This window comes from Photobacterium frigidiphilum, assembly GCF_003025615.1.
GTDB lineage: Bacteria > Pseudomonadota > Gammaproteobacteria > Enterobacterales > Vibrionaceae > Photobacterium > Photobacterium frigidiphilum.
The window spans coordinates 1-20,606 of record NZ_PYMJ01000036.1 but is presented as its reverse complement, the minus strand read 5'-3'; the positions used below and the strand labels follow the sequence as shown (position 1 = coordinate 20,606).

Sequence of the window (20,606 nt, the reverse complement as noted above, 5' to 3'; positions counted from 1 at the left end):
TTGTTCAACAGAAAAAGCGTATTTCATGAAATAAATGCAATGTAAGCAGGTCTTTTAGATTAGGTACCCAATCATTTTATGGCTAGATATGGTCAATAACTATGTTATCTAATTTGAGGAATGAACGATGAAAAAGTTAGCTTTGCTATTCATAGCACTTATATTCAGTTCAAGTACTTTTGCCTTCTCTTGGGACTCAAAAGAAGAAACCCGAAACCTAACAGCAGGGATCAGTGATTCAAAAGAAGGGGCGTACAATTTAGGTCATAATTTTGCCTCAAACATTCAGAAAGAATCACCTAATAAATTAAAAAGAACGTTAGGAATATATGAATATGGGCTAGAAACTAATTCGATAAAAGTTGAAAGTTCACATGTGGAGGTTGACGAAATTTCAACAGCAAAAGGACAAGTTAAATACCGTGCAATGGTCAATATAAATTATAGCTATGATGTAACTGGTCCAAATAGTCGTTAGTGTCGATAAAAAAACAACACAACAAGAACACCACAACAATAACATCAAGCCATTAACCTAACTTTAACACCAGCACGAACAGGAAGCCCACGCATTGGCTTCCTGTTTTTCTATTTCATCCCTTCCATTTCTTCACTAGATTGAATTACTGAGATTTTTACATATTTTCAATATGCAGAACTGGAAGAAGTACGCCTATTCAATAATCTACTTCGGTGATGTCTCATTTCCGCCGCTTCAACATTGACCATTAACAATAACAAGCCCATAACATTCAGAGTGTAAAAAACTCAGCACCTACATACTCATATTCGCTACATAGCAGTTATGCGTTACTAGGTTAGCTGTCTAACAAGATAAATACATTTCAATTTAAAAAGGAGTTTACGCACAATGTATCAATCTCTCAAAACAGGGCTTCTTGCATTAACATTGGCAGTATCGCTACCTGCTGCTGCTGAAAATTACACAATTGGCACTGGAAGCCAAAGCGGTACTTATTACCCGTTAGGCGGCATTCTTGCAAAAGTGTGGAGTGACAGTATCGATGACTTCAACATGCGTGCTGAAGTAACAGCGGCATCGGTAGAAAATGTTATTAAAGTATCAAGCAATAAGCAGTTAGCGGGTATTGCTATGGGTAATGTAGTTTTACAAGCCTATGAAGGAACAAAACCTTTCCCACGAAAAATGGATGTATCGGTACTCTTTGCCCTTTACCCAAATGTGGTTCAATTCTTGGTACCTGCCGACTCAGACATCACGTCAATAGAGCAGTTAAAAGGCAAACGCGTATCACTGGGTGCACCGGGTTCAGGTACACGAGTGAGTGCCATTAATATTTTAAAAACATTAGGTATTGAAGAAAGTGATGTAAATGGCCAAGCCCTAAATTACACCGCAACAACCAATGCATTAGCGAATGGTCAGATTGATGCTGGTGTTATTGTTGGTAGCCTAGGTGTGGGCGCGATTACAGAATTAGCCTTAACCCGTAATATCCGTATTCTGTCATTCACTGATGCTGAACTAGCGAAGATCGTTGAAACTAACCCTTCCTACCAAAGCCTTGATGTACCAGCTGATACATATAAAAACGTGCCTGAATTTAAAGCGCCAGCGGTATGGAACGTACTTGTTGCAAACAACAAAATGGACGAAGAGCTAGCTTACGATATGACAAAAGCCGCTTTCGATAATATCGAGAAAATTCGACAAGTGATTGGTGTGACTAAATTCACGACAATTGAAAATATGGGGCAACTAAAGGGGATTCCTCTTCACCCTGGTGCTCAAAAATATTTAAACGAACAAACCAAATAAATCCTTTCGTTCGGTTAGTTCAAGCTAACTGAACAGAGGTAATTCGTTCGATAATAAGAGCACTTGTTAATGATACAAGTGCTCTATTCGTACAAAAATAGTAAAGACACAAACTAATCCTATGTGAATAACACAGAGCAAATACTTATTATTGTGGATATAAAAATGACTATTCGTTCTACATTTTCGGTTCACTCGTTTAATTGCACGGAGTAAGCGATGACGACAACCTCTTCATTCCGCCAAATTTTGGCAGACAAAATTATGTTCGTTGCAACAATCGCAGCGATTATTCTATCTGTATTTCAAATATGGCAAGGTATTACAGCAGAGCTTTCTGCCCCTATTTTCCGACCTATTCATCTTAGTTGGGTGCTTGTTTTAGTCTTTCTTGTAAAGCCTCTAGTTCATATAAACAAACCCCCCCGCCTCTATTTACCCGCTCGTTTAATTGATATTACTTTTGCAGGCCTCACTATGTGGGCTGTACTTCGAGTTATCCAATTTGATTACGATGATATTGGCTTCTTACTTGATGGGCTAAGCAGTGCCGATCAACTGGCAGGGGTGATTATTATCGCTTTGCTACTGGAGGCAACCCGCCGAACCGTTGGGCTCGTGATGGTCGCTATCGCGATATTTTTTCTTGGGTATGCTTTATTTGGCGACATATTGCCTGACGTAGTCGCGAGTAAAGGGTTCTCGGTAGAAGAAATTATTCGTTTTCATATTTTTTCAACCAATGGCGTTTTCGGTGCCCCTCTGGCTATTGCGGCCGGGGTTGTTTTTATTTTTGTGTTATTTGGCGCTTTTTTACAAGTCAGTGGTGCGGGTCAGTTCTTCATTGATGGTGCATTTTCGGTGGCAGGGAAATATCGAGGAGGACCTGCAAAAGCAAGTGTCATTGCATCTGCTGCATTGGGGTCAATATCTGGTTCAGCCATTGCAAACACCGTCACCACAGGTTCACTAACGATTCCGATGATGAAGAAGCTTGGGTATAAACCTGAGCAAGCGGCAGGTATTGAGGCAGCAGCATCTACCGGTGGTCAAATTATGCCACCTGTAATGGGAGCTGGTGCTTTTGTTATGGCACAATTTACAGGCATTCCATACAGTGAGATCTTACTCGTTTCGATTGCACCTGCCATTTTATATTTTGCCTGTACACTGCTTTATGTCCATTTAATGGCGTGTAAACTCGGTTTGCAAGGCATGGATACCGTTGAAAAATTAAGTGTGGTACTTAAACAAGGTTGGCACTTTTTAGTCCCGTTAATTTTTATAACGACGTTACTGTTAATGAGCTACTCCCCTGTTTTAGTTGGTGTCGCAGGGTGTGCAGCTATTCTTACCGCAGCAATGTGCCGAAAACACAGTCGACTGACTTTTCGGGTTTTCTTACAGGGCATGAAAGAAGGCGCTCTTTTAGCACTACCTATTTCGGTTGCATGTGCAACGGCTGGTATTGTTGTTGGTGTGGTTGGCCAAACGGGTATTGGTTTGCAGTTCACCCAATTTTTGATTGCTCTTTCTGGCGGTCATTTATGGTCTGTTTTAGGCTTGATAGCCATCGCTGCCGTTATTCTTGGTATGGGGTTACCTGTAACAGCCGCGTACATCGTTTTATCCATAATGGCCGTACCTGCCTTAACTGATCTTGGTTTGGGTTTACTTACCGCTCATATGATTGTTTTTTGGTTATCGCAAACATCAAATGTTACTCCCCCTATCGCTCTCGCAGCATTTGCGGGTGCAGGAATCGCCAATGCTTCCCCCATGAAATCTGCGGTTCAAGCCTTTAAGCTCGCACAAGGTTTCTTCCTTATTCCAACCATGATGGCTTTCTCGGGGCTCATTTACAGCGGTGATAACATGTCTGGATTTGTCTTTGCCATTATAACCACTATCGGGCTAATTCTAGCCTTTGCTGGCAGTATTGAAGGACGTCTTATTAATCCATTATCATTGATAGAGCGGGGAATTTTATTCGTGTTAGCTGGTGGAATTATTTTTACAGATAGCTGGATACGTATAGTCGGAGTTGCCATTATCGCCGCCATTGTGTTGTTTAATATGCGATCTCAAAATAACAATCTTGCTACCTCTAATGATTGAATAAACAACCGTAAGAATACAACTAAGTACCTGAAGCTATGCTTTAAGTACTTTTTTATGAATCAACACGTAATCCCCAGGAACAGTGCATCCTATGATTAAAAATAGTAAAACCTACTTTTCATCATTTATGAATAGCGATCTAGGTCACGAAGTTTTAGAATAAGCCCATAAAACCAATAGGGATTAAAGTCATGACAAACGAAGAACAAGAATTCCAAGCCTGCGACGCTTGCGGCGTTTCTGCAGAAATGGGCTTTATTATCAAAGAAGGTGACGATGTAGCTGAAGTATCAATCTTCGCTCAGAGCAAAGTTGCTTTAGAAAATGAATTCAACAACTACCTTGCACTAGCCAAGGAAGTGAATGCTAACTTCGAGTATCAAGCATCAGAACTAACAGAAGAAAGCACAGAATTAACAGCACACATCAAATTTGAATGCAGTGCAGAAAAGTTGATTTTTGAATTAAAGAGCCGTTCTTTAGCAAAATAATCTTCGCTATATTTTGAATGAAAAGCCGACTTCTATCAGAAGTCGGCTTTTTTATTGATAATTTAAACTATATTTAATACGACATGCTTTATAGCTATGCACTGTAGTCTTTTCATTTTGAGTCGTTATGCAAAATTGCGCTAGGTATTACAATAAGCATTCAAATACTTTATACGAATTTTCTCTGGTAATGCACTTAGTTTTGTATGAGAATGATCGCATATAAAAATTTCGTAAAAAATCATTTAATACGCACTGTCGCGAGTATTGAAAAGGAGATATTCAATGAAAGACAATAAAGCGAAAATAATTTCTAGCTGGAAGCCAACTAACCCACGTGAGTCAGCAGCAATGAAAGAGCTGTTAATGACTGAAATGGGAGTAACAACAGAGCATCACCAAGGTGGTACCGGTAAAGTTGCACCTAACTCTGGACGCGTTATTCGATAGACATCTTTCTTCCCTCTATGAGAGATGTAAAGCGCAGTGGTTTACACTGCGTTTTTGTTTTCTAAGGCTCAATCTGAAGATACAAAAAATCCGAGTGTATAAATACACTCGGATTCAACATTCTCAATAGACTTTCAGGATTACTGCATTGCTGGTCTTTTTGTTACATCTTCAAATTCACCATCAATAGTCGAACCTGATTGCTGCTGGGTTTGATACCCTTGCTGCTTTAAAGCTTCTTCATAAGCCGCTGTCATTCGCTTTTTAATAAACGGTTTAGCAATCAGTGCTGCAATACCAATAAATAACCCCATTACCGCAGCGAAGGTAATGGTAAAAAATCCGATCACAAGAGCAACAACGCTAGCTATAAAATTTTTCATGACTTAGCCCTTTCTTTATTTCTCTTCAATAGAATGCAGTCTATAACACCTTAAATGAATCAATCCTGAACAAAAAAGACAGGAAAAGAAAAGCCATAGGACGAATAACACAAAAAAGCAGCCATGAATCGATATTCAGTCGAACCTATGGCTGCTTAACATTATGCCTAATCATTGTTTATTTACTTCATGTAAGCATCAAGCCAACGGAACAGTTCCGTATAAACCTTCGTACGGACATCACTCTTTGAAAGTACTAAATCGTGCAAACCACCATCGACACGGATTTTCGTTACATGATCACCAAGATAATCTGCATACTCATTAATTTCATCCACGACTAAAACTGTATCCATAGTGGAAGCTTTATCTGTATAAAAAAGAGGCTTATAACTGTACTTCGAGTGCATAACTAAAATGGGCACTTGAATATCTAAGCCTGCTTTTACTTGCTTCTGGGCTAGATACACAGAACGTAACCAACCAGCGTAAACAGGAATATCTCCACCATCCCTTCCTACGGGTTTCCACTCAAGATTGAAGTTCCATTCACCGTGATATTTGTCACTTACAGATTCACCATACACTTTAAGATTCGGAGGGGTTGGTAACTCACAGAATGGACAAGTCAAACCAAGCGCGATGATAGCAGAGCCACCAACTGGCACTTTATTTAAGTAAGGGCTATTAAAAAACACGGCATCAATTGTCTTAGTTGCCTGGTATTTATCTGCGTAAATGGCACCAATTAAACCGCCCGTTGAGTGAGCCGCAAGCAATAGTTTTGTATTTTCTTCTTCACCTCGAATCAGTGAAATAGCCTTTGTGATTTCTTCGTCGTACTCATCAATTTTCTTCATCATATTTGGATGAGCTGTATTTTCTGATATAGAACGTCCATATTTACGAAGATCGATGGCATAGAAATTATAACCATGATCTATGTACTGCTGTGCCATTTCTTCCTGAAAGAAATAGTCAGAGTACCCATGGATATACAGTACTGCCTTTTGACTCTGTTCAACACTTTTCAACCTGATTAGCGTTGCGCTAGCTTCGCCATCATAATCATCTTGTAATAATAGTGTCGTTTTTTCAAAGCCCGCTAATTCAGTATCAGCAACCCAATCTGTCGCATAAGCGATATTCAGAAAGCTAAAAGAAAATAGAATAAAACCCAAGATTTTTGTCAAAATTAACCTCCTTATTAAAACTGTTCAACACAACAGCTAGGGGTAACTTAGCATGGCAACCACTCACAAATCAGCTCGAATGAGCACAATAACGTTCGAATTCGATTATTTGTAGAGGTGATTACGAATATGAACCTATATGCAACAAGTATTACATTCATATATAAGATCTTTGTCACTCTCTATCTCGACGAGCATCTTCAGGATGTTTGGGGTGGGTATAAAAAATGCCAGTCAGATTAACTAACTGGCATTCACATAAAAATAATTAATTAATACTGATTAGCCATCAGACTAATTCATCTTACTAGGGCTCTTCTGTAACCACTTTTGGTAAGTAATGCTCAGGTTTCAAGCCAAACAATTCAGGCAACGTTGTACCCACAGAGATGGATGACCATGTACCTGTAATAATACCGATGAACATAGCAATTGCGAACCCTTCTAGCGGTCCACCACCTAGTAACCATAGTGCGCCCACAGTCATTAACGTTGTACCTGAAGTCACCATAGTGCGTGAGAATGTTGCAGCAATCGCTTCATTATTTATTTTTTGAACCGACCATTTAGGTTTCGCAATCAACAATTCACGAATACGGTCGGCGATAATAATTGAATCATTCAATGAATAACCTAAAATCGCCAGCACTGCAGCTAATACCGTTAAGTTGAATTCCATTTGGGTTAATGCAAAGAAACCCAACACAAAAACCACGTCATGTAGCAACGCAAACAAAGACCCTGATGCGAGGCGCCACTCAAAGCGGTAGCTTAAATAACCTAGAATACACAGCATACATACGAGTAATGCTAATCCACCTTGATCTGCCAATTCTTGCCCTACCTGCGGCCCAACAATACTGGTGTTCAGAACCGTAATATCGGTTGAAATAGGTGCCAACATTTCTGTTATTGATGGCAATTCTTGGCCCGCTTCTGGTATTGCATAACGAAGTACCCAACGCCCTGGTTCACCCGATGCGATAACAGCGACATCTTGATGAAGACCAGCCTTCAATAATGGTTCGATTTCACTGCTGGTAATTTTGCTGCTTAATTGCACTTCACTGACAACACCACCAGTGAAGTCTAAACCCCAATTTAGCCCTTTAGTCGCCACTAAAAGAATAGAGACAAGCATCAATGTTATAGACACGGCACTCGTAAAGTAACGCCACTTTGTTGCATTTTTCATATTAATAATCATGGCACTACACTCTTATATTACGACGAGAATCACGACCCCACACCAAATTAATGATGGCGCGAGAAGCAAAAATACCAGTGAACATACTGGTTAAAAGACCTAAACCGAGTGTTAATGCAAAGCCCTGAATAGGACCATTACCAATGGCGTATAACACAACCGCTGTGATCATAGTGGTGAAGTTGGCATCAAAGATAGTACCGATAGCGCTACTAAAGCCGCGATCAATCGCTTGAGCCATACTGCGCCCTTCTTTTAGCTTATCTTTAATTCGTTCAAATATAAGTACATTCGTATCAACGGCCATACCAACAGTAAGTACTAACCCTGCAATACCAGGCAAGGTTAAAACAGCACCAGGAATTAATGCCAATAAGCCAAATAACATGATCATATTGGAAATCAAAGCTACGTTCGCAACCCAGCCTAAACGGCGATACCACACTGCCATAAATAACAACGTAACGCCCAAGCCTAAACCAAGCGCAGCAAACCCATTTTCAATATTTTCAGCCCCTAATGTAGGACCAATTGTACGTTCTTCAACAATCGTTACAGGAGCAGTTAGTGAACCCGCCCGCAGTAACAACGCCAACTGCTGTGCTTCTTCCATTGAGCCAGTACCTGTTATACGAAAACGCATACCAAGCTGAGATTGAATCGTTGCAACACTGATAATTTCATTGGTTTGGGTTGTTTTGCCTTCGCTATCACGTCCGTACTCACTGTATGAGGTAGCCATTGGCTTACCAACATTATCGCGAGAGAAGTCAGACATGATCTTACCGCCCGATGAATCGAGGGTAATATTTACTTCAGCCATACCCATTTCGCCAAAGCTCGCACGGGCATCAACAATATGGTCACCACCTAAGATAGGATTGCGCCCTACTCGTACAGGCTGGCCTTGTTTGTTTTTCAGCTCCATCGTGCTGCCAGTGCCCTGCTCTTTCACAGCATAAAAAGCCAAGCTTGCCGTTGCGCCAATAACATTCTTCGCTGCAGCAGGATCTTGCACACCAGGTAGCTCGATACGAATACGGTTTTCACCTTGGCGCTGAACCAATGCTTCAGTAATACCTAACTCTTCAATACGACTACGCATTGTTTGTAAGTTTTGCTGAACGGTTAAGTTACGTAACTCTGTTTTTTCTGCATCTTTCATGGCTAAGCGAACGCTGTTACCATCGCCATTGGTTGCTTGCCATTGTGGGTATTGTGTTTTGACAAACTTACGAACAGCGCTGTTTGCCTCAGAGTTATTCACCTTTACCGTTAGGTGGTCAGCATCCGATTGCTCAACACGTGCCCCTCGAATGCCTTCTTTGCGGAATAATTGACGCAATTCATCCGCTAAGCTTGCACCTTGCGCCTTGTAAACTTGGTCAATATCTACATCAAGTAAAAACTGCACACCACCACGAAGATCAAGACCAAGTTTAATCGGTTCGAAACCCATATTTTGTAGCCATAATGGCGCAGCAGGTTCAAGCGCTAGCGTTAGTGTTGATTTGTCTTTCACGACATTGGATAACACTTTTTTAGCTTGCGTTTGCTGGTTGTCATTTTCCAGTACGATAACTGTTTTATCAGCTTGTTGGTCAATACGTTTTACCGTGATACCACTCGCTTCTAACTGGCGTTGAATAGCCAAAACAGAAGGAGCAGGTGCATTTTTGGCGCTAATCTGAACAGCGGCATCTTCACCATACCAAGTCGGAATCGCACTTAGCAGCATCACAAGTACCATCACTACCAACACGATATACTTCCATGCCGAATAATGATTAAAAATTTGTTTTTGTTTAATTTGTTTTTTCATTCTCAAGTCGCCATACAATTCACTCTGACGCGATTATTGTTCAACAATCAACATCGGGTGATTTGAGGTTTTAATAGTGACGTCATGAATAAGAATATAAAAACCAATAGCGTGCTAATTCACTAAATATTGGTTAACTCAGAAATACTCACCCTTTAGAGGATCATTCCGTTGGTTTACATTCATGCGTCATTACGTACAACATCGATGAAGATTAAGTTGTTTTTCGATCGATATTGGATTGCAATTGGATCATGCTCTTAATAAGCAATCACAAATTAGGCGTGAGAAAGTTGTTGCTGATATCGCGTATAGGTGAGATTACTCTCTTTCCAACCGGATATACGAGAAGAGGGAGAATTAGTATTTAACATCCAGTTTAATGCATCACTAAATTGTATTGTGTAGCCAATAACCAAGCTAGGTGCAGGCGGTACTGGTAGTTCTATTGCTAATTCATAATATGGCTGAACTTCTTCGGGATCATGACGGATAACATTCGCCTGACGTGAAGAATTAGCTAAACCAAGATGATAGGTACGACCTTCAGATGAATGTTTACGCTGTGTTTTTTCAATCGGTTGAGAGAAGTTCCAAACCAATAACGTGTCATGCGTTTTTAGTGCAAGATCATTTTCTGTTGCGCCATGTGCATTAGTAAACAAAGGCTCAATGTTTGATGATTCATCAATTTTTTCAGTCACAATATGAAAAGTGTTTACAACGGATAAAACATTACTGTTGATTTCCTGATTGAAAACACTACGCTCACTTTGACTTGAAACAATCACAGCATTTATTTCATCATTTAATAGACGAGCGTCAGCGTGAGCGACAAAAGAAGCTCCTAAACAGATCACCATCATTAATACACGAAATAAATTTATGAACATATTTTACAAATCAAGACAAGGCTAGTCATTAAAAGTTGAGACAAACGCATAATAATGTTCAATTACAATTGATACAAGTGATAATTAGCATAACCTCACTTTAACTGCGTTGAATCAATCATAACTGCCCGTTATATTGCAGGATTCCGTTGCAAAAAATACAGAGCAGAAAGCCTATTAATGGTAGGCTTTCATTCCGAGTGCATAGAACGAGTTTTATGTTCAATTATGCTTATCACCAAGTCATACGCTTATTGGCCTGATGCAGGCTAAATTCTTCAGCATCGACCAAACCATCTTGATTTAGGTCGATAACATCAAACATGTTAGTTTGGTTCATATTTTTCATCTGACGCCCTTCAGCCTTACGTTCGCTAATCCTTTTTTGACGAAATTGTTCGAACTCTACAGGGCTAATGGTTTCATCATGATTGAGATCTATTTGGTTGAACTCAGGCATATTCCATTGCATCCTTTCGTTCATTCCAGCCATGCTTGCGCCAGATATCAGGCTAATACCGATAACTGCAATAATAGCAAGTTTTGTGTTTATCATAATAGTACCCTCCTTAGTAATTCACTTAAATAATAACACTTTAGGGGGTATGGATGTCAGGTTAAATCATGTTTTGTTAAATCACCTGTATACTGAACTATCAATTAACATTCAACATGGCAAATTCGATGCGCTAAGTACCTTTGACTTATCATATATTTATTGGAGAAAAGAAGAATTACGAACAAATAAATGATGAGTTACAGTCTATTAGTTATTGTTTCTTTGATATTAACTGCTTATTAATAGCTTTGTGTTGCACGTCAGAAATAAAGACCTCCCCCCAAAAACTTATCGTCACTTTATTTAGCAACTCCAGTTCAATATCTAAAGTGCCATTTTTTATGTAAGTTAGAGCTACATTACTAGTCTCTGATTTTACTTGAACTAATATTAAATGCTTTAAAGCGGATTGAGACTAATTACCACATACTTTACCAATCAAACGCAAAACTTAGGAATAAATGATCACCTTCTAATCTGTTTTCAGCTTTCACTTCATGTAACCATTTAGCGATAAACGAAACATCCTGATTAGATATTTTTGTATTCCATAATAAGGCAGGACCAACGCCAACGACCTCTGCTTTAAAATCCCCTAAAAGTGCACCAGAGCCACTGTCACCCGTAAATTGATTGAGGTAAAAACCATGGATACCGACAGCAAAACTATCGGAGAAAAACTGGTTTAGAGCTATATCAAGATGTATTTCTTGACCAGTTTGATAGTTAGTATCTTCATTCTCAGTATTATAAATATGACCAAGATTGAAGGAAAAGTCATGACCTGTTTCTAAGTTCAGATACGTTATCGCGAGATTGGTATCGAAACTCCAGTAGTTCAAGCCATTGTTAATCGAGTTATTAACGTCGTAATCACCACTTGGAATGATTACATAGTGAGCGAATGAACTGTGGATGTTGCCTTCACTCCAAAAGAGCGCAAAAGGGATCAGAGATACATCACCCAATCCCGTGGCACTATCTCTGGCATTTAATACCTGACTCCCACTCCCCTCCTTTACCTTTAAGCTTGCTTCAGTATTAAGATTTACAAAAGGAATAAATATACCAGTGGTATATTGTGCACCAAAAATTTTGAACTCAGGTTTATACAATAACGTGGTAAAGTTCATAAGAAACTGTAAATCTAAATCTGTTACGAGATTACCTCCCTGTACAGCTCTACTGGTGCTGGCATCATAATAGTATGTATCATTTCGTATAGTCCACGTTTCTGTCGGGGAAAGTGCCATACCAAAGTCGCCATAACTTCCAGGAAGATAGTTACTATATCCCCCTTCAGCAGCAATGGTATTTTGATTCAAAAAATGCACAATGAAGATGAAAATAATAATAAAGCGCATAAACATAACTACCTATGCTGCTTAAAACTGTTAAGGGTTAGTAACGACTGCTCTATTCTTAATACGTTAATCATCAAAAACCTTTTTATAACACCGCATAGAGCCCAACAAAACTCGCTGAGATCACTCTGAATCCAGAGGTAGCTTGGGTAAATAGTCATCATAATAAAATTTAGCACAAGAAAAATGAAAGGAAGTGTTATTGGTGAGAAGCACTTAACGATAACAAGCTAAAATAAAGTAAAGAGTCTAACTCACTTTTTCCAGTTCCGTGTTAACGAAAGCCGTTCTACCACTACCTTCCTATATGCATGATGGATATGATAAAGTTTAGTCAGACAATAAATTAGCCATGACTTGATGGCCTCTTCTATCAGTGTTGATAGCAAAAACACTGGGAAATTTTAAAAAATGTAACTTTTTCAAATTATATAAAATCAATATTTTATGTATTAGTTACATGTAACGAGGTGACAATAACAATGACAACACACAATATCGCATTCATCGGACTTGGCACTATGGGCTTCCCGATGGCGGGTCACTTAGCCAATGCAGGTCACAACGTTACCGTTTATAACCGCACAACAGCCACAGCTGAAAAGTGGATTAATAGCTATAAAGGTCAACTGGCTTTAACACCCGCAGAAGCGGCAAAAAATGCCGACATTATTTTTACTTGTGTCGGTAATGATGATGACGTTCGCCATGTTTACACCGGTGAAAATGGGATTCTTTCTACGGTAAAATCGGGCGCTATTTTGGTCGATAACACCACAGCTTCTGCTGAAGTGGCACGTGAAATCGCAGCAGCTGCACATGCCGTACACGCAGAGTTCTTAGACGCCCCTGTTTCTGGTGGCGAAGCTGGTGCAATAAATGGCTGCCTAACTGTTATGGTAGGTGGTGATCCAGCAGTGTTTGAGAAAGCAAAACCGATTATTGATTGCTTTGCTAAAGCCACGACATTAATGGGTGATGTGGGCTATGGTCAAGTAACAAAAATGGCGAATCAAATCTGTATTGCCGGTATTCTACAAGGTTTATCTGAAGCCATTACTTTGGCTAAATCGTCAGGTTTAGACATTGAAAAAATGACGGATGTATTAAAACATGGTGCAGCTGGCTCTTGGCAGTTAGAAAACCGAGCAGCAACAATGGCTGAAGATAAATTTGATTTTGGTTTTGCTATCGATTGGATGCGTAAAGATTTAGGTATTTGTTTTGATGCAGCAGACAAGCTAGGCGTCGAGCTACCATTGGCTAAGCAAGTTGATGCCAAATATGCTGATTTACAGCAACGAGGACACAACCGTTCAGATACTTCAGTATTGATTAAACAATTCGATAAGCCCGATTTCAGTTAATAACTGCGACACACGCTATATTCAACCTGAAGGCATGGTCAATATCATGCCTTTTTTAGCTTGAGTTATTGGTTATTGGTTATTGGTTATTGGTTATTGGTTATTGGTTAACATAAAATCAAGTGCCATCAATGCAACAGGAACAGCACACTCTTCTCCTTCACATTCAACACCATCATAAGCGTTGTTTTTATTGTTACTTTCAAATTGCTTATCAAAGAATCGTGTATTACTCGTATATATCGATGACATATTCTGGAATGAGTCTGTTATTAGCATATTACTAGCGTCAGTCTCACGAGACCTGTCATCAATCAAAACACTCTCTTTAGAGAACACCGTCGATTCAGATAGTAACAATACGGGTTCATTCAAAGCATTCAGAAACAGATCACTTATCGGCATTTCTGCTGCTACGACGCTGCTTGTCAGTGAACTGAACAATATCATCGAAATAAGGATTGTTATCTTTCTTCTCAGCATACGATCTCAACAGAAATTTAAAACAATGTTCAATTTTTATCATAAAAAAAGCCACACCGAAAGTACTGTGTGGCATTTTTGTGCTTCTATTACTTATGGTGAATCAAGCCGTCATTGTTATAACGAGATGAAGATACCCGCTAAGGCCGCACTCATTAAGTTAGCAAGTGTTGCAGCAAGTACCGCTTTAAAGCCTAACTTAGCCACATCACCGCGACGCTCTGGCGCCATGATACCGATTGAACCGATCTGAATTGCAATTGAACCAATATTTGCAAAACCACACAGTGCAAAAGTAATGATAATCTGGCTCTGAGATGACAGGGTTTCTTTAATACTGACGAAATCAAGGAAAGCCACAAACTCATTTAGAATCATCTTCTGACCGATAAATGAACCCGCTTGCAGCATCTCATTTGCCGGTACACCAATGATGAATGCTAATGGTGAGAAAATGTAGCCCAAAATACCTTGCATTGTTAAGCCAACAAAGCCGAACCACTCACCTACCATGCCCAGTCCTGCGTTTGCCATTGCAATAACACTGACAAAAGCAATAAGCATAGTACCGATAGCAACAGCCACTTTCATACCGTTCATCGCACCAGCCGCTAATGCATCAATCGCATTACTGTGTTCACTGGTCGCCATTTCGATATCTGTTTGCTCTACAGGCGTGCTTTGTTCTGGTACTAAAATTTTAGCCATTAACAAACTACCAGGAGCAGCCATGAAACTTGCAGCAATTAGGTATTTTAATTCAACGCCTAAACCCGCATAGCCGCCTAATACACTACCCGCAACTGATGCCATACCACCTGTCATTACGGCAAATAGTTCAGAACGCGTCATCTTAGGAAGGAAAGGTCTAACAAGAAGTGGGGATTCACCTTGAGAAAGAAAAATATTACCTGTCGCCACTAATGATTCAGCACGACTTGTACCTAGGAATTTCTGGATGCCACCACCGATCACTTTAATGACCCACTGCATCACACCAAGATAATAAAGAAGAGAAATAAGAGAACTAATGAAGATAACGAGAGGAAGAACACGAACTGCGAAGATAAAACCTGTTGTTGCTAAATCACCAAATAAAAACTTTATTCCTTCATCAGCAAAACCCAATATACTCGCAACGCCACTACTCATTGCCCCCAACATCATCTGCCCCACGGGTACATACAATACCAATGCAGCGAAGCTTGCTTGTAAAAACAATGCCCCACCGACTGTACGCCAATTGATTGCTTTACGGTTTTCAGAAATTGCGCATGCGCACAAAACCAGTACCAAAATACCGGCTAAACTAATTAACAACTGCATTATTTCGTCCTGCTGCTTTTTTTAAAATAGATGTCGAAAAATGAAGGTGTTACTGAATGCTGCCATTGGGGATCATTAGCCTTCAAGAAGAAAGCAAAATAGGTAGGAACTAAGCTAACAAGCCTAGAAAATAAAAGATTATCCGTCAATAAAAACAACATACAAGTCACCTTGATAACAAGCTAAAATCATGCCGGTCCAACTCCGTGGGTCGTTCACATTTCCGTGGTGACAGCTTGTAACTAAGGTGGCTGGAACTCAATGGTTCTGACCGGATGCGGAGTATATAGAGATATAGATCGCATTAACAACCCTATTACCGCTTATTTTTGTGATCTTGGTTTGTTTGGGTAAAATATAGACGGATATGATAAAAATGGTGATTTTCTATAAGTGAGAGAGTGAGCAGAGGTATAGATAAGCAATGTAGACGAAAGATTATTGCTCTAATGAAATATCCTATATGTGTAAGCAATGAAAAGTAAGAAGGGAAAAGCCCATTTTCCCTTCTTAATAACTTCAACGTTTTAGTTAATCAGACACAATAAGTCGTTTGTTTAGAATTTGTAGTCAACAGACCATACAACCTGCTGAGAATAATCAAGCTTTGTTGCTTGCTCGCTGTAGTCTTGATCAAGGTAACGGTAAGTTAGATCAGTAGACCAGCTATCATTTATTTCGTACATAGCACCTACTTGGCCGCCCCATACAAAATCTGTAGAACTGTCATTGTTAATTTTGTTATCAGCTAAACCAGCAGATACACCTGCAAATAAATTCACTTTCTGAGCGACAGGAATTAAATAATCATAAGAAGCGAGAAACATATTTTGAGATGATTTATCCATGTAGCTGTAAGTACCCATTACACGGTGGTGGTCATTAATGATTGCACCGCCACGCAATTGGTAAGTGGCGTCTTCGCCATTTTGTTCATTGGCACCTTTAATGGTGTCTTGCTGATAACCAACGCCACCACCAACAAACCAATCAGTATCAGCAGCGAACGCGGGAAGAGTAACAGAAGACGCTAAAATCAGAGTTGAAAGTACTGTAAATTTATTCATGGGGAAACTCCTAAGTATTATTATTGTAAGTTAAAGCAATATGTAAATTGCTGTGCTCCGTTTCAATAACAACTACTCTACACCTTAAAACTGAACCAAACCTTAACATAAAAAACAATGTTTTATAGCTGAATTGACGCTGAATACCATGATGATATATAGAGGATAATTAACGAATTAATTAATCAATTCCCATTAAAACGATTAAAAAAATACTCATCTCTAATTAAGAACTCATTATCAACTCGTAACTTTACTTAAAAGGTATGTCATTCAAAAACAACACGCATAAAAAAGAGCCTTTATATCGATAAAAGGCTCTTCTTTTCATGTTTCTGAATAAAACACTGTACAGTTATCGTCTTTTTCCATCTAACTACAGATCTTCGTTACTTGATGAATTCCGCATCAAACATATGGCCTAGTTTGGCTGATTTTGTTTTAAGGTAACCTTCATTAAAAGGGTTATTACCTTCTTGCAAGGTGACACGTTCGACAACATTAATACCGTTATCAGTCAGTGCATTAATCTTACGTGGGTTATTTGTCATTAAACTAACAGATTCAATATTGAGAAAACTTAGCATGCCTCGACAGAAGGCATAATCACGCATATCAGCCGCAAAGCCTAACCTTTCGTTAGCTTCTACTGTATCTGCTCCTTCGTCTTGCAGATGATAAGCACGAATCTTATTAATTAAACCGATGCCCCGCCCTTCTTGCTTCAAATATAATAAGACGCCGGACCCTTTCTTGACGATATTTTCCATTGCTCGAGCAAGTTGAAAACCGCAGTCACAACGTTGACTAAATAATGCATCACCCGTTAAACATTCAGAATGTAAGCGGATAAGAGTGGGTTCGTCGGGGGTTGGTTGACCATAAACAAGTGCAAGATGTTCTTTCCCCGTCTTCACCTCAATAAAGCCATACATTTGAAATGTACCCCACTGAGTGGGCAATTTTGCACTATCAACAAAATGAACAAGATTAAAAGGTTCTTTTTTAGCAAAATACTCTCGAACATCCATGAGAATTTTACCTAACTCATTTCTGCCACTTCCGTCGCCACCGTCTCCCCAGTAATCATCTTTATGCGAGTGCTCTTTAATAAAATGATCACCAGTGCTGACTAATAGGTGCGTAAAATATGTATTCTGACGAAATTTTTCAAATACAATAAATCGCATTACAGCACCACGAACCTCCATCCAATCATCTTTTACCTGATCAGCAAAATCACGACTAATTTTAAAAGCGTCATCCGGTGTTTCTGCATTTAATATTTTATTTTGAATACTTAAATCTGTAAATTTTTGAGCTTGATAATAATGTTCACTACTCGGCCACACTACATCACTCAGTGTTATAGGACTTAAAGCAAAATTAGATAAAAAACCGTGATTATCTTCTGGCTCATAAAATTTTATTTCTTCAACCATTTATTATACTCCATGATGCTAAACGGGCCTGTGCACCTCTGCGCACACTTTGCCTTTCATTTCCTACAGTGAAGTATAGTTACATTAACAAAAAATAAACATTTAGCCGGTAAATAATTACCACTTAGTCATAAATAAGTAGATGCTAATATCATAAATTATTCATATTTGGGATTAAGCGCCATCTAGATTAATATACGTAAAAATTGCCTGATGGAGAGATATATGAAGTACAAATGGATCCTGTTCGATGCGGATGAAACATTATTCCACTTTGATGCCTTCAAAGGCTTGCAACTGATGTTTTCACGCTTTAGTGTCGATTTCACTTCACATGATTACGGCGTTTACCAAACGACAAACAAACCGCTTTGGGTTGACTATCAAGATGGAATAATTTCAGCAGAACAACTTCAGAATATCCGCTTTGAAGGCTGGGCTAAAAAACTAGAGGTGACGACTCAAACATTAAACAGTGCTTTTCTAACGGCAATGGCGGATATTTGTGCCCCACTACCTGGTGCTAAAGAGCTACTTGCATCACTACACGGTAAAGTGGGTATGGGCATAATCACTAATGGCTTTACTGAACTACAAGAAATACGCCTTGAACGCACTGGGTTCAAAGAGTACTTCTCGCCACTTATTATCTCTGAGCAAGTCGGTATTGCTAAGCCACATGTGGGGATTTTTGAACATGCGTTAGAACATATGGGGCAACCTGAAAAACATCATGTTCTTATGGTGGGTGATAACCCGCATTCTGATATTTTAGGGGGGTTAAATGCAGGCTTTGATACGTGTTGGCTGAATGTCGATGGCCACGATACACCAGAGAACATTACGCCTCATTATCAAGTTAGTTCTTTAGGTGAATTACAAACACTGCTTCACAAATAAGCAGCCTAAAATTGATATTCCTCATCTAAATAAGCCAATACTCAGAGGCTTGTCTAAGAAGGTATAATCAGGCAGAAATATTGACTGCCTGATTCATTGTATCCATATAAAAAGCCACATAAAGTGACCATTCACAATTAAAAGCCCCAAATTAAGGCTTTACAATGGCGGAATATCCCATTAGTTTAAAGTCTATCAACTTTTACACAGAAATGAATAATGCCGTATTCTCTTAAACATACAATTTGTACGCGCAACATGGAAAGATACTTACCTTCAGTATCTCATTCCATTCTTTCTGTCGTCTCTGTCGTCGTCGTAGTCACACACTTACGCTGACAGATAATGTATTTCGTCAGCTTAGCTGGCGGATACTGATTACCTCTTCTCCATATCCTCTAGCTCAGCTGACAACAACCATAAGGGTTTAGTCAATTGAATAGAAAAGATCTTATCGCCATCGGGTTTATGACCTTTGCACTTTTTCTTGGTGCTGGAAATCTCATTTTTCCACCACTAATGGCACAACAAGCTGGTGAGTATTGGTTACTTGCTATAGCAGGCTTCTTGTTAACCGCTGTTGGGTTACCTGCTCTTACCATTATTGTGCTTGGCCGTTTATCATCGGCAGATAAACTTACCGCTAGCTTACCCAAATGGATGGATCGTTCATTTTGGATTTTAGTGCTTACAACGTTAGGGCCTGCTTTCGTATTGCCTAGGGCTGTTACTGTCGCCTATGAGATGGGGATAAAACCTTTTGTAAATGGTAACTACCTCTTCATTTTCTCTATTAGCTTCTGCGCCCTTACATTGCTATTGGCATTAAAACCGGGCCGTTTAGTAGATTACATTGGAAAAGTGATGACGCCAGCACTCATTAGCATGCTGGCATTACTCATTATTGCTGCCATTATTAACCCCCTTGGCTCAACAAGCCCTGCAACAGAGATATATAAACAAGCCCCAACCGTAAATGGGCTAGTTCAAGGTTACATGACATTAGATGCTATCGCTGCGGTTGCATTTGGCTGGGTGATCATTCAAGCCATTAAAAGTAAAGGGGTTACATCGACTAAGGCCATTGCAAAATACAGCAGATGGATTGCGGGAATCTATGCAATACTGATGTCTAGTTGTTACCTTGCGATGGGCTATTTAGGGGCTACATCTTCAAACATTGCACCCAATGCATTAAACGGCGGTGAAATTTTAACCCGTTACGCAGCAGGTGAATTTGGACAAGCAGGACAAGTATTACTCGCGGCTATAACGTTAATGGCATGTTTAACAACCACGATTGGTTTAACCAATGCAAATGCCCAGTATTATAAAAACACTTACCGTATACCTTTTAAAATCAGTGCGACGCTTATTTTGGGATTAACTGCGATTGTTTCTAACTTCGGCTTAGAGACAATTATTGAAGTAAGTTTACCTGCTATTTTAATCTTATGCCCTATTGCTATCGCTTTAATATTAGCAACAGTTTCTTTGCCGTTACCCAATAAACCATCAACGATTCACACTGTCATTGTGCTGATAGCAACCCTCTTTGGTACGATTGATGCCCTGAGTATTTTAGACAAATTGCCACTTACCGTTATTGATGCGTATTAACATGATGCCGATCGCTCTATAACATCGATGGCGATCACAATCTCATTCGATTGTAGACCTTCGTAAAATCTAACTGACGTGATCGGCTTGCGTCAATTTATTTAATCTTTTTCGCAT

At 39.4% G+C, this 20,606-nt stretch carries 19 protein-coding genes; 8 read left to right on the top strand and 11 right to left on the bottom strand.

What is annotated here, in order from left to right; genetic code table 11:
• Positions 1-127: 127 nt before the first annotated feature.
• The 5 genes from C9J12_RS24280 to C9J12_RS30840 all read left to right on the top strand — a co-directional run bounded on the left by C9J12_RS24280 (position 128) and on the right by C9J12_RS30840 (position 4,863).
• Positions 128-478 (top strand): DUF3316 domain-containing protein, encoded by a 351-nt coding sequence (locus tag C9J12_RS24280; protein ID WP_107245058.1) that lies wholly within the window; start codon positions 128-130, stop codon positions 476-478.
• Positions 479-871: 393 nt separating this feature from the next.
• Positions 872-1,801 carry a TAXI family TRAP transporter solute-binding subunit gene (locus C9J12_RS24275; RefSeq protein WP_107245057.1) on the top strand — a complete coding sequence of 310 codons (930 nt, stop codon included), beginning with the start codon at positions 872-874 and terminating at the stop codon, positions 1,799-1,801.
• 219 nt (positions 1,802-2,020) lie between these two features.
• Positions 2,021-3,919, top strand: coding sequence for a TRAP transporter permease (locus C9J12_RS24270; RefSeq protein WP_107245056.1), 1,899 nt, complete (start codon positions 2,021-2,023; stop codon positions 3,917-3,919).
• A 194-nt stretch (positions 3,920-4,113) separates the two neighbouring features.
• A complete protein-coding gene (locus C9J12_RS24265; protein ID WP_107245055.1) occupies positions 4,114-4,413 on the top strand; it encodes a YfcZ/YiiS family protein in 300 nt (99 codons plus the stop codon).
• Positions 4,414-4,698: 285 nt separating this feature from the next.
• Positions 4,699-4,863, top strand: a complete 165-nt coding sequence (locus C9J12_RS30840; RefSeq protein ID WP_170111875.1) for a hypothetical protein — start codon at positions 4,699-4,701, stop codon at positions 4,861-4,863.
• Positions 4,864-5,003: 140 nt separating this feature from the next.
• On the opposite strand, the gene C9J12_RS24260 is transcribed toward C9J12_RS30840, so the two are convergent.
• From C9J12_RS24260 to C9J12_RS24230, 7 genes are all read right to left on the bottom strand, one after another.
• Positions 5,004-5,246, bottom strand: a complete 243-nt coding sequence (locus tag C9J12_RS24260) for a hypothetical protein (RefSeq protein WP_107245054.1) — start codon at positions 5,244-5,246, stop codon at positions 5,004-5,006.
• Positions 5,247-5,428: 182 nt separating this feature from the next.
• On the bottom strand, positions 5,429-6,439 hold the full coding sequence (locus tag C9J12_RS24255) for an alpha/beta hydrolase (RefSeq protein ID WP_170111874.1): 1,011 nt from the start codon (positions 6,437-6,439) through the stop codon (positions 5,429-5,431).
• A 307-nt stretch (positions 6,440-6,746) separates the two neighbouring features.
• A complete protein-coding gene (gene secF / locus C9J12_RS24250) occupies positions 6,747-7,646 on the bottom strand; it encodes a protein translocase subunit SecF (protein ID WP_107245052.1) in 900 nt (299 codons plus the stop codon).
• Between the two features lie 4 nt (positions 7,647-7,650).
• The gene (secD, locus tag C9J12_RS24245; RefSeq protein WP_227876446.1) at positions 7,651-9,474 is read right to left on the bottom strand and encodes a protein translocase subunit SecD; all 1,824 of its coding nucleotides are present in this window, start codon (positions 9,472-9,474) and stop codon (positions 7,651-7,653) included.
• Between the two features lie 272 nt (positions 9,475-9,746).
• Complete coding sequence (locus tag C9J12_RS24240; RefSeq protein WP_227876445.1) at positions 9,747-10,361, bottom strand: hypothetical protein; 615 nt, start codon at positions 10,359-10,361, stop codon at positions 9,747-9,749.
• Between the two features lie 235 nt (positions 10,362-10,596).
• The gene (locus C9J12_RS24235) at positions 10,597-10,917 is read right to left on the bottom strand and encodes an EF-hand domain-containing protein (protein ID WP_107245050.1); all 321 of its coding nucleotides are present in this window, start codon (positions 10,915-10,917) and stop codon (positions 10,597-10,599) included.
• Between the two features lie 434 nt (positions 10,918-11,351).
• The gene (locus tag C9J12_RS24230) at positions 11,352-12,284 is read right to left on the bottom strand and encodes a SphA family protein (protein WP_170111873.1); all 933 of its coding nucleotides are present in this window, start codon (positions 12,282-12,284) and stop codon (positions 11,352-11,354) included.
• A gap of 482 nt (positions 12,285-12,766) precedes the next feature.
• Here C9J12_RS24230 and C9J12_RS24225 point away from each other — a divergent pair, with 482 nt between their 5' ends.
• A complete protein-coding gene (locus C9J12_RS24225) occupies positions 12,767-13,651 on the top strand; it encodes an NAD(P)-dependent oxidoreductase (protein WP_107245048.1) in 885 nt (294 codons plus the stop codon).
• Positions 13,652-13,744: 93 nt separating this feature from the next.
• On the opposite strand, the gene C9J12_RS24220 is transcribed toward C9J12_RS24225, so the two are convergent.
• From C9J12_RS24220 to ribA, 4 genes are all read right to left on the bottom strand, one after another.
• Positions 13,745-14,056: a hypothetical protein gene (locus C9J12_RS24220; RefSeq protein WP_146150110.1), complete on the bottom strand. Its 312-nt coding sequence runs from the start codon at positions 14,054-14,056 to the stop codon at positions 13,745-13,747.
• Between the two features lie 195 nt (positions 14,057-14,251).
• On the bottom strand, positions 14,252-15,460 hold the full coding sequence (locus C9J12_RS24215; protein WP_107245046.1) for a NupC/NupG family nucleoside CNT transporter: 1,209 nt from the start codon (positions 15,458-15,460) through the stop codon (positions 14,252-14,254).
• 557 nt (positions 15,461-16,017) lie between these two features.
• Entirely contained in the window at positions 16,018-16,527 is a 510-nt protein-coding gene (locus C9J12_RS24210; RefSeq protein ID WP_107245045.1) for a porin family protein, read from the bottom strand.
• 389 nt (positions 16,528-16,916) lie between these two features.
• Positions 16,917-17,969: a GTP cyclohydrolase II gene (gene ribA / locus C9J12_RS24205; protein WP_107245044.1), complete on the bottom strand. Its 1,053-nt coding sequence runs from the start codon at positions 17,967-17,969 to the stop codon at positions 16,917-16,919.
• Between the two features lie 225 nt (positions 17,970-18,194).
• Between ribA and yjjG the strand changes: the two genes are divergently transcribed.
• Entirely contained in the window at positions 18,195-18,869 is a 675-nt protein-coding gene (gene yjjG / locus C9J12_RS24200; RefSeq protein WP_107245043.1) for a pyrimidine 5'-nucleotidase, read from the top strand.
• A gap of 435 nt (positions 18,870-19,304) precedes the next feature.
• Entirely contained in the window at positions 19,305-20,489 is a 1,185-nt protein-coding gene (gene brnQ, locus C9J12_RS24195; protein WP_227876444.1) for a branched-chain amino acid transport system II carrier protein, read from the top strand.
• The last annotated feature ends 117 nt before the right edge of the window (positions 20,490-20,606 follow it).